Raw genomic sequence first — 26277 nt, forward strand, 5'->3', positions numbered from 1 at the left:
CGATACCCGGATCGCCCGCCCGCACATTGGAACAGCTACACGCCCGAACAACCCCGGCGGAACCCCGTCGCTACAGTTATTGAAATACGGGCCCCCGGACGGACGGAGAACTGCCAGCGCGGCGTGTTCCCGCCCACGCACCCGTCGGCACAACCTTGGACGAGTTGATCCGGGTGGCCGACGCCCGCTGGGCGATCGATGAGTGCTTCCAAAACGCGAAGGGCGAGTTGCGGCCTGGACGACTACCAGGTCCGCCGCTACGACGGCCGGCCCCGGCGCATCATCCTTGCCATGGCCGCCCACGCCTGGCTGACCGTCCTGCGAGCCACCGAACTCGACACAGGGAAAGCAGAAACGGATCAGCCGGACTCGGCCCCTCAGCCTCCCCTAGATCAGACGGTTGATCACCCGCCCCGCCGACCGCCGCCCCACACCCGTGACCGCAGCGCAGTACACGCTTTAGGCGGCGCGTCGAAGTCGATGGCGGCGGGGAGTGGAAGGCTGTCCCGCCCACAGGCCCGTCAGCACGGGGCGTGCACCGCACCCATGACGGGGAGGCTGCCATGGTGCGGCGGCGCGAGCTGGTGACCGAGCTACGCGCCGTGGTCCACCAGGGCATCAGCGATGAGGCGCACGTGGCCGCACTCAAGGTGCTGCGCAGGATGGTCGCCAACGTGATGGCGACGGACATTCCCAGGTTCTGCCCCTTGTTCAAACGGGGACCTCATGCAGCCCCTGCCACCGCGCGTGGTTCAGCAACCTCAGCCTCCGACGTGTATGCCCGGGCGGCGGTCGGGTTCGGGCTCGTGTTTGCGGATGATCTCGCGGGTGACGGGAGCGGTGTCGCCCCGGCCGAGGAGGAAGTAGCGGAACATGTGCCGCAGAGGGCTGCCCTCGGCCCAGGCGAAGTAGCAGTGCGGCTGAACACCGGTGGTGTTGCGCAGGGCGAGCAGGATCGCGGCGATGGCGTTCGGGGCGGCCGGGGCCTCGGCGCGCAGGATGCGGTACCCGTCGACCTCCACGCCCCGTACGGTCAGGGTTTCGCTGAAGTCGGACGGGTCGACCACGTCGATCTCCAGGAACAGCACGTCGGCGGGAGCAGGCACTGGATTGGTGCCGCGCTGCTCGCGCTCCTTGGCGCCGTACTCGGCACCGTCGCCGGCCTGACGACGGTTGGTGATGATGTTGATGGCGTTGTCGTAGGCAAGGGTGTCGGTGATGAACTGGCGGGCGGCCGGGTCGAAGACGATGCGGTCGGCGCGCAGTTCGGTGGTACGCGCCACCCGGGAGATCAGTGACACGGCGATGATGCCGGCGATGAACCCGCCGGAGATGGTGATGCCGTCGGGCTTGTCGACAATGTTGGCCACCAGCGCGTAGAACAGGACCGCAGTGAGCAGAGCGAAGCCTGCAGCGCTCGCGCGCCGACGGCGGCGTACGACCGAGACGGTGACGGCGAAGGCGCCGGAGACCATCATGGCCAGGATGCCTGTGGCGTAGGCGCCGGCCTGGGCGTCGACGTCGGCGTCGAACGCGATGGTGATGACGATGCACAGGGCGGTGTAGACGAGGACGACGGGGCGTACCGCGCGTCCCCACTCCGGGGCCATGCCGTAGTCGGGCAGGTACCGGGGCACGATGTTGATCAGCCCTGCCATCGCGGAGGCGCCCGCGAACCACAGGATCAGAATGGTGCTGATGTCGTAGGCGGTGCCGAACGCCTCCCCGAGGTTCTCATGGGCCAGCCAGGCCAGAGCCCGGCCGTTGGCCGCACCGCCGGCCTCGAACTCCTTGTGGGGAATGAGGACGGTGGTCACGAAGCTCGCGGCAAGCAGGTAAACGCTCATGATGAGCGCGGCGGTGGTCAGCAGCTTGCGGGTGTTGCGGATCCGCGAGCGCTGCCGCTGCTCGGCATCGGTGCCTTCGGCGGATACGAGGGGCATCATGCTCACCCCGGTCTCGAATCCGGACAGGCCCAGCACCAGCAGCGGAAACGCCACCAGCGCCGGTCCCGCCAGATCCCCGAGGCCGCCTCCGCCCTCGACGAGCGCGTCCGTCCACGCCGAAAGAGCCCCCGGTGTGGTGAACACATTCGCCAATCCGACGGCAATGATCACCGCGTTGAGCACCAGGAAGACCGCGACCAGCGGGATGGCCACCCTGACCGCCTCGCTGAACCCGAGCAGGAACACCCCTCCCAGGACCAGCAACAATGACACCGTGAGGGCGACCTCATGACCGTGCAGGGCATGCGGAAAGTATGGGTTCTCCACCACGTGCACGGAGGCGTCCGCCGTGGACAGGGTGATCGTGATGATCCACGATGTGGCCACGAAACCGAGCAGGACCAACACGAACAACTTGCCCCACCAGAACGGCAGCAGGTCCTCCAGCATCGCCACCGACCCGGCCCCGTTCGGGCTCTCCCGGGTCACCCGCCGATACATCGGCAGCATCCCCAGCAGAGTCAACGCCACGATCACCAACGTCGCCAACGGCGACACCGCCCCGGCCGCAAGTGCCGCAATCGCCGGTACATAGGCCAGGCTGGAGAAGTAATCCACCCCCGTCAGGCACATCACCTTCCACCAGGCATGCGGCTCGGTGTGTCCCTCACCGGCCGCCGGCCCGACCGGCTGCACCCGGTGGCGCAGCAACCACCGCGCCAGGCTGCCGGTCGGCTGTGCCCGCAGAGCGGGACTGTCCACCACTTCCGGCAAAGCCAGTTCCGGCGTGGCCAGTTCGTTCGTGTCCTTCATGTCCCCATCAACCTCTTCTAAGACCCGGCGCACCGGGCTCGGCAGTCACCGCACTCACGGCACCGCGACGACCACCGAGTATCCGGCCTCCGTGTGGTACCGACCCCTCCGGGGTCGGCACACGGCAGCGGTGCACGCCGGTGGCTTGTTCCCCGTCCCCCGCTCCCCACCCCCAGTGCGACCGACGCACCCGCGTCAGGCACACCTCCCGCCCGGCGCTTCAGGTGAATCGATCACGAGCGTTACAGCCGCGCCCGGTGGCGAAACGCCATGCCGACAGCCCGGGCTCAAGACCGGGCGGTCGGCCCAAGAAACGACGTCTCAAGGCGAGCCTGCAACATCAAGGGCTGGGAGCAACGGGGCCCATGGGAGTGCGGAGGCACGTACCGCGCAGCGGTTGCCCGCGTAGGGCGAGCCCTCGTCTCAGGGAAGGTGAGGCTCGCTGCGCGGTTCGGTCAGGCCGCTGCATCATCGAGCCACCAGGGCGGTCGACGACCTTGTACGCGTGGGGTGTTGAATCCTCATAGAGATGTCGACAGGTCGGCGGCCGTGATGGCGGCCAGGGTGACCGTGGTGGCTGCCGACCGTCGCCGACGGTCGCCGCTGCGGGCTTCCAGGGCGCGGCCCAGGAGGGTCAGGTCCAGGGCATCGCCCGCAACGCGGGCCCACACACAGGGAGCGGGCCTACGGCTGCCCGCAGTTTGGGCGAAGGAACACAGGGAACCCGCCGCCGCGCAAGCCTGCCTTCGCTTCTCGAGGAGGCGAAACACCGAATCCTCGGCAACCTGAAGCGCGACGCAGCAACAAGGGCGGAGCACTCCGCAGGACCGCCGGTCCCACAAGGCCACACAGTCACACCCCAAGGCCCGGACGAAAGCCCCCACGGTGTGGATCACGGAAGGAAGGCATGAACTGTTCGAACGCGCGCCGAGCCGAGAGGTAGCTCCCCGTTGGGTAGTCGTCACTGTCATGGAGAGCCGGCGGAGGGTTCGGGCACGGGCGCAATGGTTCACGCAAAACGGTGGCTGGAGTGGGAGCTGAGCGCAGTACGTCGGACGATACATTCTGCGCTGCGCCAGCCAGGCCCGGAACGTGACGGGGTCGTGCAGTCCCTCAAGGCTGCCGCGGCGGCGATCGCCGCCTGGGCTCTGACCGGCTGGTGGCTCGAGGCTCCTCTGGCAGTGATGGCGCCGTGGACTGCTGTCGCGCTTGTCGAGAGCACCGTCTACCGGTCGTTGCGGGCAGGGTTCCAGCAGCTCGCGATTATCGTCGTGGGCACGTTGTGGGCGTCCGCCGCTATGGCCGTCACCGGCAGCAGCACCTTGGTCTCCATGGTCCTCACGCTGCCGTTCACCTTGCTGATCGGTAGCCACCGCAGGCTCGGGAGCCAAGGCATCTACGGCGCCACCACTGCCTTGTTCGTCATCACCTACGGCTCCTCCACTCCTACAGATGTGGGGCACAGGCTCCTGGAAACGCTGATCGGCGCCGCGGTCGGCATAGCAGTCAACGCTTTCATCCTGCCGCCGGTACACCTGCGCAGCGTGCGGGACAACCTCGAGCTCCTTGCCCGCGGCAGCGGAACGCTGCTGGATGCCATGGCGGAGGGACTCCGCGAGGACGATGCGCTGACCGACGCGGCCGAGTGGTGCCACCGGGCCGGGCGGCTCACCCAAACAGTGCGGGCTCTGGCCAATGCCCGGCGGTGGGCCACAGAGAGTTTCCGCTTCAACCCCGGCAGGCGCCTCCGTCGCAGCGTGCCCCCTCCCCCGCCCGCCGACGCGGACGCGGCGTGGGAGCGGATAGGCAGCCGCCTCATCGCTGTCACCCGCACGCTGGCGGCCGCCGCCGACAGCGGGTCCCGGCTGGCCGCCCCCTCCCCCGCATACCTCGGCCGCTACGCCGGAGTGCTGGAGCAGGCCGCGATCGTGTGCGGTGCCGACGCCGAACTACTCAAAGACCGCGCCCAGTCGCTGCCGGTGCGCGACCGACGCGACACGGCGCTGAAGAGCGCGTGGAGCACGCTGGAGAGTCTCACCAGGGACTTCGAGCAGGAGAAGGGCACAGCTGCGGCGATTGGGGGTGAGTTGCTGGTCGAGGCTCAACAGCTCCTGTGCGAGCTGACTCCCGGGACGGTGGCGGCCTCGACGGGGTAGGGATTACCAGCCGGTCCTTATGCCGGCTTGCGCACCATGAATACGTCCACCGGATCCTCGGTCTCGACTGTGAACCCATGCCGCTCGTACAGCTGCCGGGCCGGACTGTCCTGCAGCACGTTCAGCCGGACAAGGGCGCCGTTGCGGTCGCATCGCTCCAGCAGCCCGCGCAGCACACCCGAACCGATGCCCGTGCCCTGCAGATGCGGAGCGAGGTAGAAGTGTTCCAGCCAGTGGGCGTCCTCAGCCTGTCGCAGCGCCACACAGCCGGCGAACGCGCCGCCCACCTCGATTACCCAGGTGTGCCTCGGGTCGAATCCGTCCCTCAGCCGCTGCCGCACCCGCTGCTCGTCATACCGACCGAGCCGCTCCAGGTCATCCCGCAGCACCAGGGCACGCAACTCGGCCACCGCCTCGACGTCCGCCACCGACGCCGGCCGAATATCCCAGTCCACCATGATCGCCACGCTACCCCGCCGGACTCACCCTGGTTGCGTTGATTGTCCTCCCTCGGCTCATCAGCCCGACGTTGTCCACCGCGCGGCACCGCGGAGTCACGAGGCTGCCACCGTCACCGGCCAGGTACGGGACAGGTGATCAGGGGTGCTGACGTGGGGTTTCAGGTCACCACCGAACAGCATGGGAGTGAGCACCGGGCACCACCGAACCATGCCGCATTACGCGGCTCTGACAGGCGCACTCCGCGCTCCAATTCGAGCCCCAACCGGCGCCCATGCGCCTCGCATAGTGGCTGCATGCACAGCAGGCGGCTGAAGTATGGTGTCCCACCACATGTGCCACTGACCTGCGTGTTTCTACGGTGTGGCGACACGGAAACGTCCCCGCCAACTGTCCGGAAGTGGTGTTCATGGCCGCCCCCGCAACCGCTCCACCAGGTCCAGCAGCTCCCAGTTCACTCAAGCGCATCGTCGCCGCAAGCCTCATCGGGACCACCATCGAGTGGTACGACTTCTTCCTCTACGGATCGGCCGCCGCGCTGGTCTTCAACAAGCTTTTCTTCCCGGACTCCGACCCGCTCGTCGGAACGCTGCTCTCGTTCCTCACCTACGCTGTCGGCTTCGCCGCCCGGCCGCTCGGGGCGTTGGTGTTCGGGCACTACGGCGACCGGCTCGGCCGTAAGAAGTTGCTGGTGCTCAGCCTGCTTCTGATGGGTGGCGCCACGTTCGCGATCGGCCTGCTGCCCACGCACGCCACCGTCGGGAGCGCCGCGCCGGTGCTGCTGACCGTGCTGCGGCTGGTGCAGGGGTTCGCGCTCGGCGGCGAGTGGGGCGGGGCGGTCCTGCTGGTGTCCGAGCACGGGGATGCCGAGCGCCGCGGGTTCTGGGCCTCTTGGCCGCAAACGGGGGCGCCGGCCGGGCAGTTGCTCGCCACAGGTGTGCTCTCGGCGCTCACCGCGCTGCTGTCCGACGCCGCGTTCACCTCGTGGGGCTGGCGCGTTCCCTTCCTGCTCTCCGGAGTACTGGTCATCGTCGGCCTGTGGATTCGTCTCTCTGTCGATGAATCGCCGGTCTTCAAGGCGGCTCTGGCACAGGCCGAGGAGCGCAAGGCGGCCGCCGGCCAGGTGGAGAAGATGCCGCTCGTCGCCGTGCTGCGGCACCACTGGCGCGATGTGCTCATCGCCATGGGCGCGCGCATGGCGGAGAACATCAGCTACTACGTGATCACCGCGTTCATCCTCGTCTACGCCACCACCGCCGTGGAGATGAGCAAGCAGACCGCGCTCAACGCCGTACTCATCGCCTCGGCCGTGCACTTCGCGGTCATTCCGCTGTGGGGCGCGCTCTCGGACCGCATCGGGCGCAGGCCGGTGTATCTGATCGGCGCGATCGGGGTCGGTGCGTGGATGTTCCCGTTCTTCGCGCTCATCGACCGGGCGTCCTTCGGATCGCTGCTGCTCGCCGTCACCGTGGGCCTGGTGCTGCACGGGGCGATGTACGCGCCGCAGGCCGCCTTCTTCTCGGAGATGTTCGCGACCCGGATGCGCTACTCCGGCGCCTCCATCGGCGCGCAGTTCTCGTCCGTCGCGGCCGGGGCGCCCGCGCCGCTGATCGCGACCGCGCTGCTCGCCGACTACGGCTCGTCGACGCCCATCGCCCTGTACGTCATCGCCGCCGCACTGCTCACGGTGGTGGCCATCGGATGTGCCCGGGAGACCCGTTACCGGGACCTCAATGCCGTGGACGCCACGGACCCGGGGGCGGTCGGGGACGCACCTGCCGCCCAGGCTGCGGCGGACGCACGCACCGCCTGACGGTGTGACGGCGGTACGGAGTTGCGAAGCCGCGCGGGCCTGAGGTCCGCGCGGCTTCGCGTTTGCCGCGCCCAGTTGCCCGGTGGGCGTCCGCTACGAGGAACCGCGCGGCCCGAGGGGGGCCGCGCGGCTTGACGCACGGCTGGTCGCAGCCGCGCGCCGGCTTCGTGGTGGCTCAGTGCTCGACGGCCGCCGACATCGCGTGCAGCCGCAACGCCAGCTGGATCTCGAGGGATCTGGCCGGCGACTGCCAGGTGGGCCCGAGCAGTCGCCCGATCCGCTCCAGGCGCTGGGCCACCGTGTTCACATGGACATGCAGATCGTCCTTGGTGCGCGCCGGGCTCATACCGCTCGCGAAGTACGCGTCGAGCGTTCCGACCAGGTCGGTGCCGCGGCGCCGGTCGTAGTCGACGACCTCGCCGATCGTGCGGTGCACAAAGCCTTCGATGTCACCGGGGTCGGCGAGGAGCAGCCCGAGGAAACCCAGGTCCTGTGCCGCCGCGCCCTGCCCGGAGCGCCCGAGCAGCCGCAACGCGTCCAGGCAGCGGCGGGCCTGTGCGTACGCGCCCCCGATCGGGCCGGGATCGTCGGCCGGGGAGGCCACCGGGGACGAGGCGCCCACGGTGACCGACTCCCGTAGTGTGCCGCCCAGTTGCCGCGCGGTCTGACGGGCGAGGTCGGCCGGGGTGTCGCCGGGGCCGAGCGGCAGCAGCAGGACCGTGCCGCCGTCTCTGGCAGCGGCGAGGCCCGAGCGGGTGGCGGCCAGATGCGAGGCGGCGGACCACAGGCGCTGGCGGTCCGCTGTCTCCCTGGCCGCCGAGGCTCCTGGGTCTCGGGTACCACCGGCACCACCGTCCCTTGCCCCTCCGTCGCGGGTGCCCGGGTCCGTGCCGGGCCCGTCGATACGGGCGGCGAGCACCACATGGGGAGCGTCCAGGTCGGCACGCAGCCGGGCGGCCCGTTCCCGCAGAAGCCTGGGGTCACGCTCGGGCGCATCCAGCAGGTCGTCGAGCAGTTCGCCCCGTACACGCTGTTCGGCGTCATGCGCGGAGCGACGGGCGAGCAGCAGCAGCGAGGTCACCATGGCGGCGCGCTCCAGGGTGCGCTGGTCGACCGGGTCGAGGTCGGGGTGACCGCGCAGCACGAGCGCGCCGAACACCTCACCGCCGGCCGAGACCGCGGCGACCCAGTCGTCGCCGTGCCTGCTCGCATGGCCGTCCGCGCTCGTGGACTGCGGCGCGATATCGGTGAACTCGACGGTCCCATGGAGGACTTCGGACAAGGCCGCGGCGACATCGTGGACGCCGCCGCCGCGCAGCACCAGCTCGGTGAGCCGGTCGTGGACCTCCGATGCCCGCTCTATCACTCCGCTGTGGTCCTGGATGATGGCGTTGGCCCGCTCCAGCTCGGCGAGGGCCGACCGGGTCTCGCCGAGCAGGTTCGCGGTGTCGATGGCGACGGCGGCGTGTGCGGCGAACGAGGCGAGCAGAGCGACCTGTTCGCGTTCGAAGACCCGGGCGCGGCGATCCGCGGCGAACAGGACTCCGATGACCTGGCTGCCCAGCATCAGCGGTACGCCGAGGATGGCGACCAGTCCCTCGTCGCTGACGGCCGCGTCGATGGTCCGGGTGTGCTCGAACCGGGCGTCGTCGAAGTAGCTGTCGGTGACGTACGGGCGGGCGGTCTGGGCGACGAGGCCGCCGAGTCCCTCCCCCATGCCGAGGCGCACCTGCTGGAAGCGCGCCGACACCGAACCTTCGGTGACCCGCATGTAGGTGTCGCCGGCCGCCGGGTCGTTCAGGCTGAGATACGCGACCTCTGTGCCCAGCAGTGAGCGGGCGCGCTGCACGATCGCCCGGAGCACGGCGTCCAGGTCACGAAGCCCCGCCAGGTCGTGTGCGGTCTCGAAGAGGGCGGAGAGCTCCGCCTCACGGCGCCGCCGCCCCTCCAGTTCGGCACGCACCCGCAGCGCGAGCTGCTTGGCGTGCTCGAGCGCGGCCAGCGCCTCGGGGCCCGCGCCGCTCGCGCGGGCGAGCAGGCCAGGCCTGTCGTACGCCTCCGCGGCGGCACCGCGAGCGAGGAGCTCCAGGTAGGAGGCTTGATCGTGGGGCATGGACACAGGATTACCTGCCGTACGGGCGGTCGCACCAGCCCTGTGGACAACGAATCGGGCCTGATCCGGGGACATGCCTAGTGGGCGGTCCAGCCGCCGTCGAGGGCCAGGGAGGTCCCGGTGATGAAGGCGGCCTGCGGGGAGCACAGGTAGAGGACCGCCTCGGCGACCTCCTCCGGTTCGACGAGCCGCTTGATCGCGGAGTCCTTGAGCAGGACGTCGGAGAGCACCCGGTCCTCCGGCAGGGAGTGCGCGGCCGCCTGGTCGGCGATCTGCTTCTCGACCAGCGGGGTACGCACATAGCCGGGGTTGACGCAGACGGATGTCACCCCGTGCGGTGCCCCCTCGAGGGCGGCGGTCTTGGAGAGCCCCTCGAGGCCGTGTTTGGCCGACACATAGGCGGACTTGTAGGCGGAGGCCCGCAGCCCGTGCACGGACGAGATGTTGACGATCCGGCCCCAGCCCTGGGCGTACATGTGCGGCAGCGCGCCCCGGATGATCCGGAACGGCGCCTCCAGCATCACGGTGAGCACGGTGTGGAAGACGTCCGGCGGGAACTCCTCGATGGGCCGGACCAGTTGCAGCCCGGCGTTGTTGACCAGGATGTCCGCGCCGGCGGCGGCCGCCTCGGCCGCTTCCAGGTCGGTGAGATCCAGCAGTTGAGGTTCCAGGGCACCCGCCAGGCCGGATGTCTGCTTGGCCAGGGCGGCAAGCCCGTCGGCGTCCCGGTCGACGGCCCTGACCTTCGCCCCCGCGGCCGCGAGCCGCAGCGCGCAGGCGCGGCCGATGCCGCCCGCGGCGCCGGTGACGAGTGCGGTTCTGCCGCCGAGGTCGAGGGTGACGGTGTGGGGTGCGGGGCCTGGAGCGGTGGGCGCGGTCATGAGGGCACCCTAGGCAGCGATGATCCCCCGACCGATGTGGTCACCGCCCATACTTCACTGCTGGATGGTGGGTTGGAACCATGCTGGTCCCTCGGCCCGCGCCTGCTTGATCCGGAAGATCGAGAATGTTGTGAGCTCCGGCAGCGCGTCCACGGGGAACCAGCCCACTTCGAGAGACTCGTCGTCGTTGACACCGGCCACGCCGCCCACCGCCCGGCAGCGGAAGGTGATGTCCATGAACTGGCACTCGTCACCGTTGGGATAGACGACCGGCTCGGGCAGCGCCTGCACCAGCACGACGCGCTCCGCCACGCAGCGTACGGCGGTCTCCTCGTACACCTCGCGCTCGGCCGTCGTGGCCGGCTCCTCCCCCGGCTCCGGAATCCCGCCGATGACCGACCACTTCCCGGTGTCGGCGCGCCGACCGAGCAGCACCTGTCCGGCGTCGTCGAAGACCACGGCGCTGACGCCCGGCAGGAACAGCAACTGCCGGCCGGCCGTGGCCCGGATCTGTCGGATGAAGTCAGGGGTGCCCATGGTGTCGACCCTAACGGGCCTCAACCGGCGTCCACGGCCCCCTGATCGGCGTTGCGCTGCCTGCGGCCGCGTACGGCGCCGAGGGTGATCGTGCCCAGCGCTCCCGCCGCGAGCAGCAGCAGCGCCGCCTCGGGCCAGACACCGAGCCGCGTGGCCGGTGTGAGCGAGGACCGCAGCGGCACCTCGGCGACGAGGGCGTCCGGTGTGAACATCTTGGTCTGCCGGACGATCCTTCCGTCCGGCATGATCACCGCGCTGACCCCGCTGGTGACGGGGACGACGACGGGGCGGCTGTGCTCCACGGCTCGCACCCGCGACATCGCGAGCTGCTGGTAGGTCATCTCGCTGCGCCCGAAGGTCGCGTTGTTGCTCGGTACGGAGATGAGCTGGGCGCCATGGGTGACGGTGTCGCGTGCCGCGTCGTCGAACGCGGCCTCGTAGCAGGTGACCAGGCCGACCTTGGTGCCGGCGAGGTCGAACACGCCGACCTTGTGCCCGGGCCCGAAGTCGCGGCGCACCCGGTCGACGTCGGAGCTGAAGATCCGTACGAGGGGCCGCAGCGGGATGTACTCGCCGAACGGTTGGACATGGCGCTTGTCGTAGGTGTCGACGGGGCCGCGCGCCGGGTCCCACTCGATCAGGGTGTTGCGGAGCTTGCCGGTCTCGGGGGTGACCACCGCACCGACGACGGTGGGCACGCCGATCGCCTTCACCGCGTCGTCGATGACCAGGCGGGCATCAGGGTTGCGGTACGGGTCGAGGTCGGAGGAGTTCTCCGGCCACAGCACAAAGTCCGGCTGGGGCACCTTGCCCGCCGACACATCGTCGGCGAGCGCCTCGGTCCGATGGGCGTGGTTGTCGAGGACGGCCCGGCGCTGGGCGTTGAAGTCGAATCCGAGGCGCGGCACGTTCCCCTGGATCGCGGCGACGGTCGCGGTGCCGTCCTCGGCGGAGTCGTCGACGAGAGGCCGGGCGGCGAGGCCCGACACGACGGGCACGAGGAGGCAGAGCAGGGCGGCGGCCGCCGCCCTGAGCGGGAGTTCGCCGGTTCGTCGGCGTACCAGCAGCCGGCGGACGGTCTCGTACAGACCGAAGCCGCACAGGACGACCGCGAAACTCAGCAGGGGCGTCCCGCCGACCGCGGCGAGAGGCAGGAAGAATCCGTCCGCCTGTCCGAAGGCGATCTTGCCCCAGGGGAAGCCGCCGAACGGCGCGCGTGCGCGGGCGGCCTCGCCGGCGATCCAGACGGCCGCTCCCCATACCGGCCACACCGGCAGCCGGGAGACCAGCGCGATTCCCAGGCAGGCGGCGGCTACGAACAGCGCCTCCACGGCCGCCAGTGCCAGCCAGGGCACCGGGCCGACCTCCTCGCCTGTCCAGATCAGCAGCGGCACCAGAAACCCGAGGCCGGTGAGGTAGCCGAGGCCGAGTGCGGCCCACGGGCGCCGGCCCCGCAGGGTCCAGCCGAGCAGCGCGAAGGCGGGCAGCGCCAGCCACCACAGGGGCCGGGGCGGGAAGCTGAGGTAGAGCAGCACACCGGACAGCGCGGCGGCAGCCGGCCGTACGAGTCGCCGCAGCAGCAGCGGTCGGCCGGCGGAGGCCGGCTGGGTGGTGTCGACGGAGGTGATGGTGGCGCTCACCTGGCGGAGTCTACGGCGGTGCGCTGTGGGCGGTGCAGCGCGGTGCCTTCGTACTGAAGCAACGTTTCTGCGCATAACCGTCCCAAACTGCTGTGACTGCCGTTACCGTGTGCGCCGGTCCTCGCGGTTCGACCGCTGGTCGCGGCGGGGCGCGTCATATTCAGGGGCCGAGGGGAAGCGGGGGCGACGCGATGGGTGCACGGGAGGCACGGTCCGCGGCGCGGGAGCGCGGCAGCGCGACCGACGTCGCCGGCGTCGTCGTCCTCGGCGGCTGCGCCATGTGGTCGCTGATCAGCGCCGCCGGTCGCGAGGCCCGGCCCGAGGGTGTGCTGCTCGCCGTGTTCGCCGTCGCGGCGGGATACGCCTTCGGCCGTATCTGCGCCAGTGTCCTGCCGGTCGCAACGGCTGCCGTCGCGACGCTCGGCGCACTCGGCCTGGCGATCGCCTCCGGCCAGGGCATTCCCGGGGCCACCGCCGGAGCGGCCACCCAGCCCGGACACACGGGAGCAACCGCCTCGCTTCTGGTGCTCGGCACGGGCGCGGCCTGCTGCGCCGCGTCGTCGGCGCGGCCCGCCGGGCTGCGGCTCGCCTTGCGGATGCTGGCGATCGCCGTGGCGTGCGTCGCCGTGGCGATCGGGTCGCTCCCCGGCGCGGTGGTGTGTCTCGGTGTCCTGTTGTGCTCGCTCGCGGCGGCCCGGATGCACCGGCGCACCGCCGCGCTCGTGGGGCTCGTCGCCGCGAGCGGCCTGGTGGTCGCCATGTCGTGGAGTGTGGCCGAGGACGCCCTGCCGGACGGGCTCATGGCCACCTTGGAGGGGGCGCTCACCCCCAACCGGGTGGCACTGTGGCAGGACGCGGTCGCACTGGCCTCGCAGGAGCCGGTACGGGGAGTCGGCCCGGAGCGATTCGGCGAACTGAGCGTTACCGCGCAGCAGTCGCTCGGCTCGGACGGCAAACCCCACTCGGCGCCGCTGCAGCAGGCGGCCGAGCAGGGGGTGGTGGGGGTGGCGCTGCTCGCGGCGGCGTTCTGCTGGATGCTGCACGGTCTGTGGCGCTCGCCCCGTCCCACCCCGTTGGTGCTCAGTGCGGGCGCCGCGCTCACCGGACTCGCGGCCTTGGCCGCGGTCGGCAATGCTCTGAGCTTCACACCCGTGACGGCGGGGGCGGGTCTGCTCGCGGGGCTGGCGACGGCGCGTACGACGGGTGACGGTTGCTCCGACCGGGTGGCGGCGGACAGCGCGCGGCCCGCGGACGCGGAGAGCCGGCGATGACGCGGACCGGAGCCGAGCTGACGGGGCCGGCCCATGGAGGCGACCGGCGGACGCCGACAGCACCGCAGGCGCCGGGGAGTCGTCCGTGTCGGCCGGTGGCAGGCGCCGCCTTCCGTGGGCGCCCTGGGATCAGGCCCCTATCGGCGTACCGGTGCCCGCGCCTGTACCCCTGCCGGTCCCGGCCCTGCCCATTCGCTCCCGGATGACCCGTACCGCGGTCTCCGCGTCGTCGACGGTGACTGTGAACGTCCGGCCGTCACCCAGGGTGACGAGAATGCCCTCACCACGTCGTACGATCACGGCGGTGCCCTGCTCCGGACGCCAGCGGTGTCCCCAGCCGCCCCACTGCCGCGGCGTCACGGTGGACACGACCTCGACATCCGCCACGTGGGTGAGCGGGATACGGCGGCGCGGCAGGCCCATATGACCGCAGCGCACTTCCATGGCGTCCTGGTCGACCTTGACGGCCACATGCACGAACGCGAGGGTTCCGTAGAGCATCAGCAGGCCTGCGGCCACACAGCCGATCACGGACATCAGCAACGCTACGAAACCCGAGGCCCAGCTGGAGTCGACGGCCAGCTTGACGCCGAGCGCGAGGCAGGCCGCGCCCGCCACGGCGAGCAGCCACTGCATGCGATTGGTCGCGCGGCCGATCCAGACATCAGGGAGGGGCTCTGAGCCATGCCCCTCATGGTGGGAGTGGTCCCTCATGTCTAGGAGAGTACCCACCATCCGATTGTCCAGCAGTGGTCCGTGTCACCGGCGGCGGATTCCGGATCCCGTCGCGGGAGGGGTCAGTGGGCTGGACTGACAGCCTGGAGCAGACGGCCTTCGGCGTAGCGCAGCGCGGGTCCCGGCAGTGCGCACTCCCGTCCGCTGAGCAGCACCGTCAGCGCGTTGCTCGGTTCCGCTTCGGGGGCGGGCGACTGGCCGATACGGCGCAGTGCCTGGGCGGCGACCGCGCCGGCCGAACCGTGCAGGACGACGGGCGGAAGGTCGGGCCGCTGGAGTGCTGCCCGGATACGGTCGGCAACCAGCTCGTAGTGCGTGCAGCCCAGGACGACGGCCCTGACCCCGGTGGGAGTGAGCGCGGCAGCGGCGGCCACCGTCCGGTCGATGGCGTCCTCGTCAGCATGCTGGACGGCGTCCGCGAGTCCGGGGCAGGGGACCTCCGTGACGTCGACGGAGTCGGCGAAGTCGCGGATCAGCCCGCGCTGGTAGGGGCTGCCGGTGGTGGCGGGAGTGGCCCAGATGGCGACGGGACCGCCGCCGGCCGCGGCCGGCTTGATCGCCGGAACCGTGCCGATGACGGGGATCCCGGGCTCCAGCTCCGCGCGCAGGGCGGCCAGCGCGTGCACCGAGGCGGTGTTGCAGGCGACGATCAGGGCGTCGGGGCCGTGGACGGCCGCGGCCCTGGCCACGGCGAGCGCGCGCTCGGTGATGCCATCGGCCGTACGGGGGCCCCAGGGCATGCCGTCGGGGTCGGAGGAGAGCACCAGACCGGCGTCGGGCCGCAGCCGGCGTACCGCGGCGGCGGCCGCGAGCAGGCCGATTCCGGAGTCCATGAGCGCGATCTTCACCCGGTCACCATAGTCGACCGCCCTCGCGGCCCGGCCGCCGTGGTGCAGACTGCGGCGAATGAGCTCCGTTGCTTGGATCGCCGTGGCATCGCTGGGTGCTTGGGGGTGGCTGCTGCTCGGGCAGGGCTTCTTCTGGCGTACCGACCAGCGGCTGCCGCGCCGTGAGACCCCCGCGGTCTGGCCGGATGTCGCCGTCGTGGTGCCCGCCAGGGACGAGGCCGACGTGCTGCCGCTGAGTCTGCCGTCCCTGCTTGCGCAGGACTACCCGGGGCGGGCGGAGATCGTGTTCGTCGACGACGGGAGCAGTGACGGCACCGGGGAGGTGGCGCGGGCGCTGTCCGAGCGGCACGGCGGGCTGCCGCTGAGGGTCGCGGCCCCTGGTGAGCCCGAGCCCGGGTGGACGGGGAAGTTGTGGGCGCTGCGGCACGGCATGGCCCTGGCCGGTGCGCGCGATCCGGCGTATCTGCTGCTGACCGACGCCGACATCGCCCACCGGCCCGACAGTCTGCGCGAGTTGGTCGCCGCCGCCCATGCGAACGGTCTGGATGTCGTCTCGCAGATGGCGCGGCTGAGGGTGGTGAGCGGCTGGGAGCGGCTGGTGGTGCCCGCCTTCGTCTACTTCTTCTCGCAGCTGTATCCATTCCGGTGGATCAACAGCGCCGGGGCACGGACGGCGGCCGCGGCCGGCGGCTGTGTGCTGCTGCGTGCCGAGAGCGCGCGGCGGGCGGACATCCCGTGCTCGATCCGCCGGGCCGTGATCGACGATGTCTCGCTGGCGCGTGCGGTGCAGCGCTCGGGCGGCCGGATCTGGCTGGGGCTCGCGGACCGCGTGGACAGCGTGCGTCCCTATCCACGGTTCGGCGATCTGTGGCGGATGGTCTCCCGCTGTGCCTACGCCCAGCTGCGCCACAGTGTCCTGCTGCTCGTCGGGACGGTGGCGGGGCTGGCGCTGGTGTATCTCGCCCCGCCCGTGGCGCTGTTCACCGCTGTGGCCACCGGCGACGCGGCGGCGGCCTGGGCCGGGGGTCTGGCGTGGGCGGTGATGACGGGTACATATCTGCCGATGCTGCGCTACTACCGGCAGCCGCTGCTGCTGGCCCCGGCACTGCCGTTCACCGCCGCGCTGTATCTGCTGATGACCGTCGACTCGGCGGTGCAGCACTACCGGGGCAGGGGCGCGGCCTGGAAGGGACGTACCTACGCACGTCCCGAGGCCGCGCCCGACCGCTGACACAACGGGCGCCGGTCTCTCACTTCCTGCCGGGCGTCCAGTTCATGCCCCAGCCGTACGCGTGGTCGATGGTGCGCTGCGGGCTCACACCGCGCTCGGGAACGAGGAAGCGGGCCTCACGCTGCACGACGAGGTCGGAGCCGGTGTTGGTGATCAGCGCGAGCGCGCAGACGGTCGAGGGCACGGTGCACTCGCCGAGAGAGAAGTCGATGGCCGCGCCGTGCTGCGGCTGCAGTGTCACCGTGGCATCCAGATCGGCGAAGCTGCGGGCTCCGGCATAGATGGTCACGAAGATGACGACGCGGCGGATCTCGTTCTTGTGGTCGAGGTTGACGGTGAGGTTCTCGCCGGGCGTACCGCCGGTGCGATCGTCGCCGTCGAGGTGGATGTACGGGGGCTGGTGGAGCGCGCCGAAGGCGTTGCCGAGCGCCTGGACGACGCCCTTGCGGCCGTCGGTCAGCTCGAACAGGGCGCACAGGTCCAGGTCGAGATCGCCGTGCAGGGCGACGGCTCGGCCCAGCTTGGCTCCCCACCCCTGGAACTGCTTGCGCACCTGCCAGCTGAGGTTGACACGCATCGCGCCGGAGGTGCCGCCCTGCTTGGTGAGGGAGACGGACGGGGTCTCCTTGGTCAGGGTGACCTTGGTGAGGCGTACGGGCGCGGACGGGGCGGCCGGGGCAGTCGTGGGCGGTGGCGGGGGTGCGAGCGGCGCCGCGGCGGCGACGGGGGCCACGGGCGGCGGCACCGGCGCGTGCTGCGGCTCGTCGACGGTGATGCCGAAGTCGGTCGCGAGGCCCTGGAGTCCGGTGTCGTAGCCCTGGCCCACCGCGCGGAACTTCCAGGCACCCTGTCGCCGGTAGAGCTCGCCCAGGACGAACGCCGTCTCGACCGTCGCGTCGGCACTTTCGTACCGCGCGATCTCGGCGCCGGAGCCCGCGTCGAGCACCCGGATGTGCAGCCCGGGCACCTGCCCGAAGGTGCCGCCGTCCGCCGATGCGGCGAGCACGATCGTCTCGACCGCGCTCTCCACGCGGGTGAGATCGACCGTCACGGTGTCGGTCACAGCGCCCGCCGCGGTCTGCTTCCCCTCGTGCCGTACGGCGCCGGAGGCGTGGTCGGGCTGGTTGTAGAAGACGAAGTCCGCGTCCGAGCGGACCTTGCCGGATGCCAACAGGAGGGCCGAGGCGTCGACGTCCGGCGCCCCCGGTCCCGCCCGCCATCCCCATTCGACGCGAACGCGCTGCGCCGGCACCGGAGTATTGGCTCCTTTAAGCATGGACATGCTCGCCCCCATCGCGAGTCGCGGTGCGCGGAAATTCATTCGGCGTCAACCTATTGCCCCCACGCCCCCGGCGACCCACCGACCCGTGGGTAACCCACTCTCAGCTTGTCCTTTACAGGATCCACGCACTGCGGGACGACCGTTTTTGCCAGATTCGCTCACATTGGGGATCTCCAGCCACACACAACCGCTGAAACAACCCTCTTATCGGGCTCCCCAACCAGCACATCGTGGGCTTAACTTATGTGCCATGACCTCCCCCCGCTCCACCTATGGCGGCGGTTACTACTCCGCGCCGTCGTTCCCCGACACCCCGATCTACGACTCCCTGGTCGCGGAGCGGGGCACGCCTCAGATCGCCCCGATCCGAGTGCCTGCCGCCTATGACACCGGCAACAGCTATTACCTGCCGGCGCTCCCTGCGGCGCTCCCCGCCCTTCCGGCGGCGCCCTCCGCTCCGGCGTACGGCTACCCGCAGCCCATGCAACAGCACGTCCCGCTCCAGCAGGCGCCCGCGCCGTACATCCCGCAGCAGGCCATGGCCCCGCGCGGCTATGCGGCCACGCAGTACCAGTCGCAACCGCAGTCGCGGCCCGTCCCCACCGGTTACGAGGCCATGCGGCCCGCGGCGGCCCGGCCCGCTCCGGCACCCGCGCCCTACGAGGATCCGTACAACCGCCCCTACCAGGGCCGGGGATACTGACGCATCGGAGCTGCCGGACGGTCGCCCGGACTGGCTGGTCGGACAGACCGGGCCGGCCTGTCCGACCTGTTGTCGGTGCCGGCTGTCACGATGGGCCCATGTCCGAGTCCGTGCTGCATTCCGTTCATGTCCACCCGGTCAAGTCACTGGCCGGATCCGCACCCGGCGAGGCGGTCGTGGAGCCGTGGGGACTTGCCGGGGACCGCCGTTGGGCACTGGTCGACGCCTCGGCCACGGTCGTCACGCAACGCAGGCATCCGCTGCTGGCAATGGCGTGTGCCGAGCCGTTGCCCGACGGCGGGATCCGGCTGACCGCTCCCGGCCGGGATCCACTGACCGTCGACGTCCCCGAGCCGCGGGGCACGATGATCATGGACATCTTCGGGGACAAGGTCGAAGCGGTTGCGGCGGGCGGGCCCGTCGACGCCTGGTTCAGTGCGTATCTCGGTACGGAGGTCCGGCTGGTCCATCTCGACGATCCCGCCGTCCGGCGTCCGATGGACCCCGTGTACGGCCGGGACGGGCAGACGGTCCACTTCGGCGACTCGTCCCCGCTGCTCCTGACCACCCTCACCTCGCTCGACGCGCTCAACTCCCTCATCGCACAGGGAGACCACGCCGACGAGGGGCCGCTGCCCATGACCCGGTTCCGGCCGAACGCCGTGGTGGCGGGCACGGCTCCCTGGGCCGAGGACGGCTGGCGGCGCATCGCGATCGGCGAGGTCGTCTTCCGGGTGATCAAGCCCTGCGGCCGCTGCGTGATCACCACGACCGACCAGCGCACCGCCGAGCGCGGCAAGGAGCCGCTGCGCACTCTCGCGCGCCATCGCCGCATCGGCGACCGGCTCGCCTTCGGGCAGTACCTGATCCCGGAGCGGACCGGCCGGATCCGACGGGGCGATGCGGTCACCGTGCTCGAAGGCGAGCCTGCCGCGCCCTGACCGGTCGGCCACAACGCGTGAGGGCGACGAGCGCCGCTCATCCGGATCATCCGCCCGCGCACTGTGCACGCCCCCGACGCGCCGGTCGTGCACCCGGGCCGCGGGAACCCCGGACGCCGGCAGGCGCGTTGGACGTGATGCGCGGACACCTCGATGCCGAGGGGCCGCGCGAGGGTGACGTTCCTCTCTCTTCGTGCGACCCGCGCGTGAGCAGTGGCGCTCCGGGCTATCACGGAACGGACACGGAAGGGGGCGACGGACCGTGCGAGCAGCGGTGGGAGTCTGGCGCTGGCGGCACAATCCCCTGCGGCGGAACACCGATCTCGTCGAAGCGTGGGCCGCGCTCGTCGCTGTGCTGCTCCTCGTCACCGCCGCCCCCGCCGCCGGCTGGATCACCGGATCGCTGAGCGACGAGGCGCTGCGCCAGTCGGTGCGCGTCCAGCGCCAGCAGCGGCACGCGACGACGGCCACGGTGGTACGGCCGGCCCCTTCTCCCCGGCCCTCGTCCTACGACCCCGAGACCGGCGGCGCCGACGATCCCCGCAGACAGGTCGTGGCGAAGTGGACGGCCCCCGACGGCAGTCGGCACACCGGCACGGTCAGCACGGCGTTGCGCAGGATCCGCCCGGGCGACACCGTGACCCTGTGGACCGACCGCTTCGGCCGTGTCGTCCACCGCCCGATGGACGACACGGCCGCGCGGGTGCATGCCTTCTTCGCCGGGGCGGGCGCCGCGCTGGCCACGGGTGTACTCGTGGAATGCACCAGACGGCTGGTGGTATGGAGGCTGGTACGACGCAGACTCGCCGACCTGGAGCGGGCCTGGGCCGCGGCGGGGCCCGACTGGGGACTTACGGGCGCGGGCAGCTGACCGACCCCATCTCGTCAACTCCTTCGGCCCGCGCGCGCTACGGTGGTGCGACCCCCTCCGGGGGCATCGGGGAGGCGTCCCCTCAGCGACGCGATGGTGCACGAAGCACGAGGTGGGGGCAGAGCAGCACGATGGCACAGGGCACGGTCCAGGTGACGCACACCGGCACATCGCGGTGGCGGCGCCGCACGGGCGAGTACGCGTCTCTCGCCGCTGCCCTGGAGGCTGCCGGCGACGGCGACATCCTCACCGTGGCACCGGGTACGTACCGCGAGAACCTCGTCGTCCAGCGGGCGGTGACCCTGCGTGGCGCCGAGGGTTCGGTGGGTTCGGTACGGATCGCGCCCGTGGACGGGGTGCCGCTGACCGTGCGTGCCTCCGCGACCGTCCAGGACCTGCATGTGGAGGGCCAGGACACGTCCGCGCCTGCCCTGCTCGTCGAGGACGGCACCCCCGAACTGATCGATCTGCGGATCGTCACCCGCTCCGCCGCGGGCATCGAGGTGCGCGGCGCGGCACGACCGACCGTACGCCGCTGCACCGTGGACAATCCGGCGGGCGTCGGCATCGGCGTACTGGACGGCGCGGGCGGTGTGTTCGAGGAGTGCGAGGTGGTCGCGGCCGGACAGTCGGGGGTCTCGGTGCGCGGCGGGGCCCATCCGCGCCTGGAGCGCTGCCGGGTGCACCACGCGTCGGGCGCGGGCCTGTCCGTCACCGGCGAGGGCACCGGACTCGAGGCCATCGGCTGCGAGGTGTACGAGATCAAGGGCACCGGCCTGCAGATCGCCGCGCGCGCCGCGGCCCATCTCACCGACTCCTCCGTCCACCGCACCTCGGGCGACGGCGTCACGCTGGACACCGACGCCGTGCTGACGCTCTCCGACTGCGACATCCACGATGTGCCGGAGAACGGGATCGATCTGCGCTCGCGCTCGGTGCTCACTCTCACCCGCTCCACGGTGCGCCGCTTCGGGCGCAACGGCCTGTCCGTATGGGACCCGGGCACCCGGGTGGACGCCAACCAGTGCGAGATCCACGACAGTACGGGGGACTATCCGGCCGTCTGGGTCAGCGACGGCGCTACCGCCGTGCTCGACTCCTGCCGGGTGCACGACGTCCCCGACGCCCTGTTCGTCCTGGACCGCGGATCGCGCGCCGACGTCGTCGACAGCGACATCTCCCAGGTCCGCAACACGGCTGTGTCGGTGAGCGACGGCGCGACCGCGCAGCTCGACGACTGCCGGATCCGCGAAGTCTCCACCGGGGCCTGGTTCCGCGACCACGGCAGCGGCGGCACGCTGAACGGCTGCACCATCGACGCGGCACAGACCGGAGTGATCGTCACCAAGGGCGCGGATCCACTGATCGAGCGCTGCACGGTCACCGGGCCCGTCGAGGCCGGCTTCTATGTGTCGGCCGAGGGCCGCGGCACCTTCCGCGGCTGCCGGGTGACGGGCAGCGGCGGCTACGGCTTCCATGTGATGGACGGCTGCCGTACGACGCTGAGCCGCTGCCGCACCGAGCGGTGCGCGCGCGGCGGTTACGAGTTCGGGGAGGACGACGGTCCCCTGATCGAGGACTGCACCAGCGACGAGAGCGCCGTACGGGCAACGGCCGTACCGGCCACCCCGCCCGTGCTGACCGCGACGCAGTCTCCTGGTCTGCTGTCCGCGGTGCCCGGGCCGCGTGCGCCTGCCCCGGCGCCCGAGGCTGCGCCGGCCGATCCCGCCCGCAGCTCGGGCGCGGTCCTCGGCGAACTGGACGCGCTCGTGGGCCTGGACAGCGTCAAACGCGAGGTCCGCACCCTCACCAACATGATCGAGGTGGGCAGGCGACGCCAGGAGGCAGGGCTCAAGGCCGCCTCCGTACGCCGCCATCTCGTCTTCACCGGCTCGCCCGGAACCGGCAAGACGACCGTCGCACGGCTGTACGGCGAGATCCTGGCCTCGCTCGGGGTACTGGAGCGCGGCCATCTCGTCGAGGTGTCCCGGGTGGACCTGGTCGGCGAGCACATCGGGTCCACCGCGATCCGCACCCAGGAGGCCTTCGACCGTGCGCGCGGGGGTGTGCTGTTCATCGACGAGGCGTACGCCCTGTCCCCCGAGGACTCCGGGCGGGACTTCGGCAAGGAGGCCATCGACACGCTGGTGAAGCTGATGGAGGACCATCGCGAGGCCGTCGTGGTGATCGTCGCCGGCTACACCGCGGAGATGGAGCGGTTCCTGTCGGTCAACCCCGGTGTGGCGTCCCGTTTCTCACGGACCATCACTTTCCAGGACTACGTTCCCGACGAACTGCTGCGGATTGTCGAGCAGCAGGCCGAGGACCACGAGTACCGGCTGGCCCCGGGGACGGCCGAGGCCCTGCTGAAGTACTTCACCGAGCTGCCCAAGGGGCCTGCGTTCGGCAACGGCCGCACCGCGCGACAGACGTTCGAGTCGATGGTCGAGCGGCATGCGGGCAGGGTCGCCGAACTTGCGGAAGCGAGCACCGACGACCTGACCCTGCTCTACCCGGAGGATCTGCCCGAGCTTCCTTGATTCTGCCGGGGAACGACGGGGCCGAGGCGCTCCAGCAGCTCGCAACGTTCCGCCGCGAACGCGGGGTCCGCCTGGTAGTCGGAGTGCCCGAGGATCGGCTCGGGCAGCGGGTAGCGGTCCGAACGCCCGTACACCAGCGGGTCCTTGAGCACCTCGCGGTCGACTTCCCGGTGGTGCCCCTCGGCGGGGACCAGTACGGGCCCGCCGATCGGATCGGTGCGCCGGTACAGATTGCGCCAACAGTCCACCTCGCTGCGCAGCTCACTCAGGGCGGCCGGCCCGAAGTAGGCCGGGAACCAGCGTCCGTACAGCCGCTCGAGCGGCGACCCATAGGTCAGTAACGCCACGCGGCGGCGGGTGGCGGCGGGCAGCTGCCACACGGCGGCCGCGGCAAGCACACTGCCCTGTGAGTGGCCCGAGATGACGAGCCGGCCCCCGGTGCGTTCCGTCCAGGTGCACATGCGCCAGGTGAGATCGGGTACTGCGCGCTCGGCGTAGCAGGGCGGCGCGAAGGGGTGGGCGGCGCGCGGCCAGAAGGTGCCCACGTCCCAGAGGATGCCGATGGTGCGCCGGGCGGACGCGTCCCGGTAGGCGCGGCGGCCCATGGTGACGAACAGTATGAAGCCGAAGCCGATCAGCCAGGAGCCCAGCGCCTGCGCGGTCTCGGCGGCGGACTCGGCGATCGAGCCGTCGTCGTGGAAGGCCCGGCCCGGTACTTCCCCGCTCACCCAGGCCCCGCCGACCGCGCCCGCGCCGAGCAGCAGCGTGGCGCCGGAGACGATGCCGACGAGGATCGGAGCGACGTCGGTGAGCGCGGCACGGGCGCGTGTGCCCGCGATTCTGCGCGTACGGACCGTGTCCGGGCGGCCCTCCCCGTACTCCGACTCGACGGTCCCGGCGAGGCCGCGGGCGGTGAGCCAGGTGCGGACGGCGAGTACGACTGCGGGTACGAGCAGCACGAGGAGCAGGACCGGGATGACGGATGCCTGCCAGCTGAGCAGCACCGGGGGGCCGGGAATGGCGCCCTGATCGTCCATCCCGGGGGTTCCGGGGCCGTCCAGCCAGTCCGCGACCCGCTGTGCGACCCCGCCGGTCATCACACCGCCGAGTGCGCAGGCGAGCATGGCGACCGCGGGGCCGCCGAGACCGCGCATCGCGGCGCGCTGGTGGTGTGCGCGGCGATGGAGCGCCCCTGCGGCGACGGCGAGGGCGACGACAAGTGCGCCTTGGGCGAGGGCGATGACGCGGAAGGTGACGTCACCGGGGAGAGTGCCGCTCGATGCCCAGCCGGGGCGCGACCAGGAGGCGTAGAGCACGGACAGGGCGAGCAGGGCGATGGCGGTGCCTGGCAGACAGCGGACCGCGGCCTTGTCGAGGCGCGCGTCGAGCCGCTTCTCACAGCGGCCTCTGCGCAGCACCACCCACACCACGGCGAGACCGGCGACGGCGAGGGCTCCCTCGAGCAGCCGGCCGCACAGTTCCAGCAGGGTGTCGTCGGCTCCGCGGTCGTGGCGGGCAGCGGCTCCGGCGACCGCGGCGGCGACGCTCAGAAGGCCGGCGGCGGTGTGCGCGGCACGCAGCCGGGCGACGAGCCGGCGTCCGTACCAGAAGCCGGGCCGTCCGAGCGCGTGCCGTACGACCGGCTTCGCAACGGCGTCGGTGTCTTCGGCGCCCGCCGAGGGCACGGCGCCCTCGGCATCGTCCCCGTCCTCGCAGGGCGACGCATCGCGGCCGTCGTCGTCGTGGCCGTCGTCGTCGTGGCCCGCGTCGTCCCGGCCCTCGTCGCCCGTCGGCGGGCGCTGGGATTCGTACGCGGTCCAGGTGCGCCGGGAGAGGTACCACAGCAGTCCCACCAGCGCGGTGGGTACGGCCGCGGCGAGGGCGAGGCGCCGCCCGGGCTGCGACCACCAGCCGCCCTGGGCACTCGACATGAACCCGAGCCAGGACCTCTCACCGCTGCAGTCGGGCGAGCCCGCGCACTGCCAGGCCACCAGGTCGAGTGCCACCTCGCAGGCGGCAGCCGTCAGCAGCACGGTGAGGCTGAGCGCCACCAGGCGCACCAGTACTCCGTACAGCCGGGTGGTCCTGCGGCGTCCCGTTGCCCTGGGGCGCATCCAGTGCGCGAGGTTGGCCACCATGAACGGGAGCAGCAGCAGCCACAGGGCGCGGGCGCCGTTGCCCGAGGTGAGGTTGGACCAGCAGTACGCCTCCGGGACGGGCCGCTCCCGGAACGCCTGCGGGTGACGTTCCGCCTCGGCGTCGTCGGTGCGCCGGTACACGGCCGCCTTCTCGTCACCGGTGATCCGTACCGTACGGGGATCGTGGAGCATGTCCTGGGGGGTGGCACCGCCGACACCGTGGACCAGCAACTCAAGTGCTGGTACTCCGCAGTGCTCTGCCCCGATGCCGGGGGACACCTCAGTGTCTGGGGACACTTCGTGACTCGCTCTCTCCATGGAGGATCGGCCGGTGCGCAGCCGTGCGCGGTTCGTGACCAGAATCCCGGATCGTGCCGGTTCGCCGCACGGCTCTCACGGAATCTCCCCGAGCCCGCGCCGCGGGGCCCCGTGCGAGGATGGGGTGCCTTGGCCACAGGCGTTGTACGACGAGGTACGGCGACGACAGGGAAGGACCGGCCCGGCGGTGACCGACAACCAGAACCTGCTCGCGGAACAGCGGCGTGCGCTGATCCTGGACGAGGTGCGCAGGCGCGGCGGGGTGCGGGTCAACGAACTCACCCGCAAGCTGAGCGTCTCCGACATGACCGTGCGCCGGGACCTGGACGCCCTGGCCCGGCAGGGGGTCCTCGAGAAGGTTCACGGCGGAGCGGTGCCGGTTGTCGAGGCGAGCACGCATGAGCCGGGCTTCGAGGCGAAGTCGGCACTGGAACTGAGCGCCAAGGAGGACATCGCGCGGGTGGCCGCGCAGTTGGCGGTGCCCGGCAGCGCGATCGCCCTGTCCGGCGGCACCACGACCTTCGCGCTGGCGCACCACCTCCTGGAGGTGCCGGACCTGACGGTGGTCACCAACTCGGTACGGGTCGCCGATGTCTTCCATGCGGCGCTGCGGGCGGGCCCGACGGGCGGTCCGCGGCCCGGTGCCGCTACCGTGGTGCTCACCGGAGGGGTGCGTACGCCGTCGGACTCACTGGTGGGCCCGGTGGCCGATCAGGCGATCCGCTCACTCCACTTCGACATACTGTTCATCGGGGTGCACGGCATCTCGGTGGAAGCGGGTCTGTCCACGCCCAATCTCGCGGAGGCGGAGACGAACCGGCGGTTCGTCCAGGCCGCGCGGCGGGTGGTTGTGCTTGCCGATCACACCAAGTGGGGCACGGTGGGACTGAGTTCGTTCGCGCAGCTCTCGGACATGGACACCCTGGTGACCGACGCCGGCCTGCCGGAGGCGGCCCGCGAGGAGATGGCGGAGCATCTGCCGGAGCTGGTGGTGGCGGGCCGGGCCGAGGCCGCCGACCGCCAGGACGGCTGAGGCCGGGA

General features: G+C 71.3%; 20 protein-coding genes and 2 pseudogenes. 11 read left to right on the top strand and 11 right to left on the bottom strand.

The features are described 5' to 3' along the window. Nucleotides 1-131 precede the first annotated feature (131 nt). Together ACFYWI_RS32365 and ACFYWI_RS32370 are read left to right on the top strand one after the other, a co-directional pair. A pseudogene (locus ACFYWI_RS32365) lies at nucleotides 132-404 on the top strand (IS701 family transposase); the annotation flags it as partial. Nucleotides 405-542: 138 nt separating this feature from the next. Further along, a pseudogene (locus tag ACFYWI_RS32370) lies at nucleotides 543-677 on the top strand (MarR family transcriptional regulator); the annotation flags it as partial. 84 nt (nucleotides 678-761) lie between these two features. On the opposite strand, the gene ACFYWI_RS32375 reads toward ACFYWI_RS32370, so the two are convergent. Together ACFYWI_RS32375 and ACFYWI_RS32380 are read right to left on the bottom strand one after the other, a co-directional pair. Further along, nucleotides 762-2759 (bottom strand): amino acid transporter, encoded by a 1998-nt coding sequence (locus ACFYWI_RS32375; RefSeq protein ID WP_389239325.1) that lies wholly within the window; start codon nucleotides 2757-2759, stop codon nucleotides 762-764. Nucleotides 2760-3280: 521 nt separating this feature from the next. Beyond that, complete coding sequence (locus ACFYWI_RS32380) at nucleotides 3281-3430, bottom strand: hypothetical protein (RefSeq protein WP_389239326.1); 150 nt, start codon at nucleotides 3428-3430, stop codon at nucleotides 3281-3283. A gap of 432 nt (nucleotides 3431-3862) precedes the next feature. On the opposite strand from ACFYWI_RS32380, the gene ACFYWI_RS32385 reads away from it, so the two are divergent. After that, complete coding sequence (locus tag ACFYWI_RS32385; RefSeq protein WP_389239327.1) at nucleotides 3863-4915, top strand: aromatic acid exporter family protein; 1053 nt, start codon at nucleotides 3863-3865, stop codon at nucleotides 4913-4915. 17 nt (nucleotides 4916-4932) lie between these two features. Here the strand turns inward: ACFYWI_RS32385 and ACFYWI_RS32390 are convergent, their stop codons facing one another. Next, on the bottom strand, nucleotides 4933-5373 hold the full coding sequence (locus ACFYWI_RS32390; RefSeq protein ID WP_389239328.1) for a GNAT family N-acetyltransferase: 441 nt from the start codon (nucleotides 5371-5373) through the stop codon (nucleotides 4933-4935). 410 nt (nucleotides 5374-5783) lie between these two features. On the opposite strand from ACFYWI_RS32390, the gene ACFYWI_RS32395 reads away from it, so the two are divergent. Then, a complete protein-coding gene (locus ACFYWI_RS32395) occupies nucleotides 5784-7187 on the top strand; it encodes an MFS transporter (RefSeq protein WP_389239329.1) in 1404 nt (467 codons plus the stop codon). Between the two features lie 175 nt (nucleotides 7188-7362). Here the strand turns inward: ACFYWI_RS32395 and ACFYWI_RS32400 are convergent, their stop codons facing one another. From ACFYWI_RS32400 to lnt, 4 genes are all read right to left on the bottom strand, one after another. Beyond that, on the bottom strand, nucleotides 7363-9300 hold the full coding sequence (locus ACFYWI_RS32400) for a helix-turn-helix domain-containing protein (protein ID WP_389239330.1): 1938 nt from the start codon (nucleotides 9298-9300) through the stop codon (nucleotides 7363-7365). A gap of 77 nt (nucleotides 9301-9377) precedes the next feature. Beyond that, nucleotides 9378-10181: a 3-hydroxybutyrate dehydrogenase gene (locus tag ACFYWI_RS32405; RefSeq protein WP_389239331.1), complete on the bottom strand. Its 804-nt coding sequence runs from the start codon at nucleotides 10179-10181 to the stop codon at nucleotides 9378-9380. Nucleotides 10182-10235: 54 nt separating this feature from the next. Continuing rightward, a complete protein-coding gene (locus tag ACFYWI_RS32410) occupies nucleotides 10236-10718 on the bottom strand; it encodes an NUDIX domain-containing protein (protein ID WP_389239332.1) in 483 nt (160 codons plus the stop codon). 20 nt (nucleotides 10719-10738) lie between these two features. Further along, nucleotides 10739-12358, bottom strand: a complete 1620-nt coding sequence (gene lnt / locus ACFYWI_RS32415; RefSeq protein ID WP_389239333.1) for an apolipoprotein N-acyltransferase — start codon at nucleotides 12356-12358, stop codon at nucleotides 10739-10741. A 191-nt stretch (nucleotides 12359-12549) separates the two neighbouring features. On the opposite strand from lnt, the gene ACFYWI_RS32420 reads away from it, so the two are divergent. Then, nucleotides 12550-13629 carry an O-antigen ligase family protein gene (locus ACFYWI_RS32420; protein ID WP_389239334.1) on the top strand — a complete coding sequence of 360 codons (1080 nt, stop codon included), beginning with the start codon at nucleotides 12550-12552 and terminating at the stop codon, nucleotides 13627-13629. A gap of 129 nt (nucleotides 13630-13758) precedes the next feature. On the opposite strand, the gene ACFYWI_RS32425 is transcribed toward ACFYWI_RS32420, so the two are convergent. Continuing rightward, nucleotides 13759-14343 (bottom strand): hypothetical protein, encoded by a 585-nt coding sequence (locus tag ACFYWI_RS32425; protein ID WP_389239335.1) that lies wholly within the window; start codon nucleotides 14341-14343, stop codon nucleotides 13759-13761. Between the two features lie 83 nt (nucleotides 14344-14426). After that, nucleotides 14427-15212 (bottom strand): glutamate racemase, encoded by a 786-nt coding sequence (locus ACFYWI_RS32430; RefSeq protein WP_389239336.1) that lies wholly within the window; start codon nucleotides 15210-15212, stop codon nucleotides 14427-14429. 58 nt (nucleotides 15213-15270) lie between these two features. On the opposite strand from ACFYWI_RS32430, the gene ACFYWI_RS32435 reads away from it, so the two are divergent. Then, nucleotides 15271-16443: a glycosyltransferase gene (locus ACFYWI_RS32435; RefSeq protein ID WP_389239337.1), complete on the top strand. Its 1173-nt coding sequence runs from the start codon at nucleotides 15271-15273 to the stop codon at nucleotides 16441-16443. 19 nt (nucleotides 16444-16462) lie between these two features. Here the strand turns inward: ACFYWI_RS32435 and ACFYWI_RS32440 are convergent, their stop codons facing one another. Beyond that, nucleotides 16463-17725, bottom strand: a complete 1263-nt coding sequence (locus ACFYWI_RS32440; RefSeq protein ID WP_389239338.1) for a TerD family protein — start codon at nucleotides 17723-17725, stop codon at nucleotides 16463-16465. 250 nt (nucleotides 17726-17975) lie between these two features. Here ACFYWI_RS32440 and ACFYWI_RS32445 point away from each other — a divergent pair, with 250 nt between their 5' ends. The 4 genes from ACFYWI_RS32445 (at nucleotide 17976) to ACFYWI_RS32460 (ending at nucleotide 22780) form a co-directional block, all read left to right on the top strand. Continuing rightward, nucleotides 17976-18428, top strand: coding sequence for a DUF6643 family protein (locus ACFYWI_RS32445; RefSeq protein ID WP_389239339.1), 453 nt, complete (start codon nucleotides 17976-17978; stop codon nucleotides 18426-18428). A 98-nt stretch (nucleotides 18429-18526) separates the two neighbouring features. Then, nucleotides 18527-19369 carry an MOSC domain-containing protein gene (locus tag ACFYWI_RS32450; protein ID WP_389239340.1) on the top strand — a complete coding sequence of 281 codons (843 nt, stop codon included), beginning with the start codon at nucleotides 18527-18529 and terminating at the stop codon, nucleotides 19367-19369. Between the two features lie 262 nt (nucleotides 19370-19631). Next, nucleotides 19632-20240: a hypothetical protein gene (locus ACFYWI_RS32455; RefSeq protein ID WP_389239341.1), complete on the top strand. Its 609-nt coding sequence runs from the start codon at nucleotides 19632-19634 to the stop codon at nucleotides 20238-20240. 131 nt (nucleotides 20241-20371) lie between these two features. Then, nucleotides 20372-22780 carry a right-handed parallel beta-helix repeat-containing protein gene (locus ACFYWI_RS32460; RefSeq protein ID WP_389239342.1) on the top strand — a complete coding sequence of 803 codons (2409 nt, stop codon included), beginning with the start codon at nucleotides 20372-20374 and terminating at the stop codon, nucleotides 22778-22780. On the opposite strand, the gene ACFYWI_RS32465 is transcribed toward ACFYWI_RS32460, so the two are convergent. Then, a complete protein-coding gene (locus tag ACFYWI_RS32465) occupies nucleotides 22750-25236 on the bottom strand; it encodes a hypothetical protein (protein WP_389239343.1) in 2487 nt (828 codons plus the stop codon). The two genes, ACFYWI_RS32460 and ACFYWI_RS32465, sit on opposite strands and share 31 nt — an antisense overlap. Nucleotides 25237-25423: 187 nt before the next feature. Here ACFYWI_RS32465 and ACFYWI_RS32470 point away from each other — a divergent pair, with 187 nt between their 5' ends. Continuing rightward, nucleotides 25424-26269: a DeoR/GlpR family DNA-binding transcription regulator gene (locus tag ACFYWI_RS32470; RefSeq protein WP_389239344.1), complete on the top strand. Its 846-nt coding sequence runs from the start codon at nucleotides 25424-25426 to the stop codon at nucleotides 26267-26269. Nucleotides 26270-26277: the final 8 nt, after the last annotated feature.

The sequence above is a fragment of the Streptomyces sp. NPDC002889 genome (assembly GCF_042888425.1).
In the GTDB taxonomy this organism is placed as follows: domain Bacteria; phylum Actinomycetota; class Actinomycetes; order Streptomycetales; family Streptomycetaceae; genus Streptomyces.

Bases quoted from the DNA above. Each gene is read 5' to 3' on its own strand.
- ACFYWI_RS32375 (WP_389239325.1), bottom strand. From the start codon at position 2,759: ATGAAGGACACGAACGAACTGGCCACGCCGGAACTGGCTTTGCCGGAA.
- ACFYWI_RS32390 (WP_389239328.1), bottom strand. From the start codon at position 5,373: ATGGTGGACTGGGATATTCGGCCGGCGTCGGTGGCGGACGTCGAGGCG.
- ACFYWI_RS32395 (WP_389239329.1), top strand. From the start codon at position 5,784: ATGGCCGCCCCCGCAACCGCTCCACCAGGTCCAGCAGCTCCCAGTTCA.
- ACFYWI_RS32400 (WP_389239330.1), bottom strand. From the start codon at position 9,300: ATGCCCCACGATCAAGCCTCCTACCTGGAGCTCCTCGCTCGCGGTGCC.
- ACFYWI_RS32405 (WP_389239331.1), bottom strand. From the start codon at position 10,181: ATGACCGCGCCCACCGCTCCAGGCCCCGCACCCCACACCGTCACCCTC.
- ACFYWI_RS32410 (WP_389239332.1), bottom strand. From the start codon at position 10,718: ATGGGCACCCCTGACTTCATCCGACAGATCCGGGCCACGGCCGGCCGG.
- ACFYWI_RS32420 (WP_389239334.1), top strand. From the start codon at position 12,550: ATGGGTGCACGGGAGGCACGGTCCGCGGCGCGGGAGCGCGGCAGCGCG.
- ACFYWI_RS32425 (WP_389239335.1), bottom strand. From the start codon at position 14,343: ATGAGGGACCACTCCCACCATGAGGGGCATGGCTCAGAGCCCCTCCCT.
- ACFYWI_RS32435 (WP_389239337.1), top strand. From the start codon at position 15,271: ATGAGCTCCGTTGCTTGGATCGCCGTGGCATCGCTGGGTGCTTGGGGG.
- ACFYWI_RS32440 (WP_389239338.1), bottom strand. From the start codon at position 17,725: ATGTCCATGCTTAAAGGAGCCAATACTCCGGTGCCGGCGCAGCGCGTT.
- ACFYWI_RS32445 (WP_389239339.1), top strand. From the start codon at position 17,976: ATGACCTCCCCCCGCTCCACCTATGGCGGCGGTTACTACTCCGCGCCG.
- ACFYWI_RS32450 (WP_389239340.1), top strand. From the start codon at position 18,527: ATGTCCGAGTCCGTGCTGCATTCCGTTCATGTCCACCCGGTCAAGTCA.
- ACFYWI_RS32460 (WP_389239342.1), top strand. From the start codon at position 20,372: ATGGCACAGGGCACGGTCCAGGTGACGCACACCGGCACATCGCGGTGG.
- ACFYWI_RS32465 (WP_389239343.1), bottom strand. From the start codon at position 25,236: ATGGAGAGAGCGAGTCACGAAGTGTCCCCAGACACTGAGGTGTCCCCC.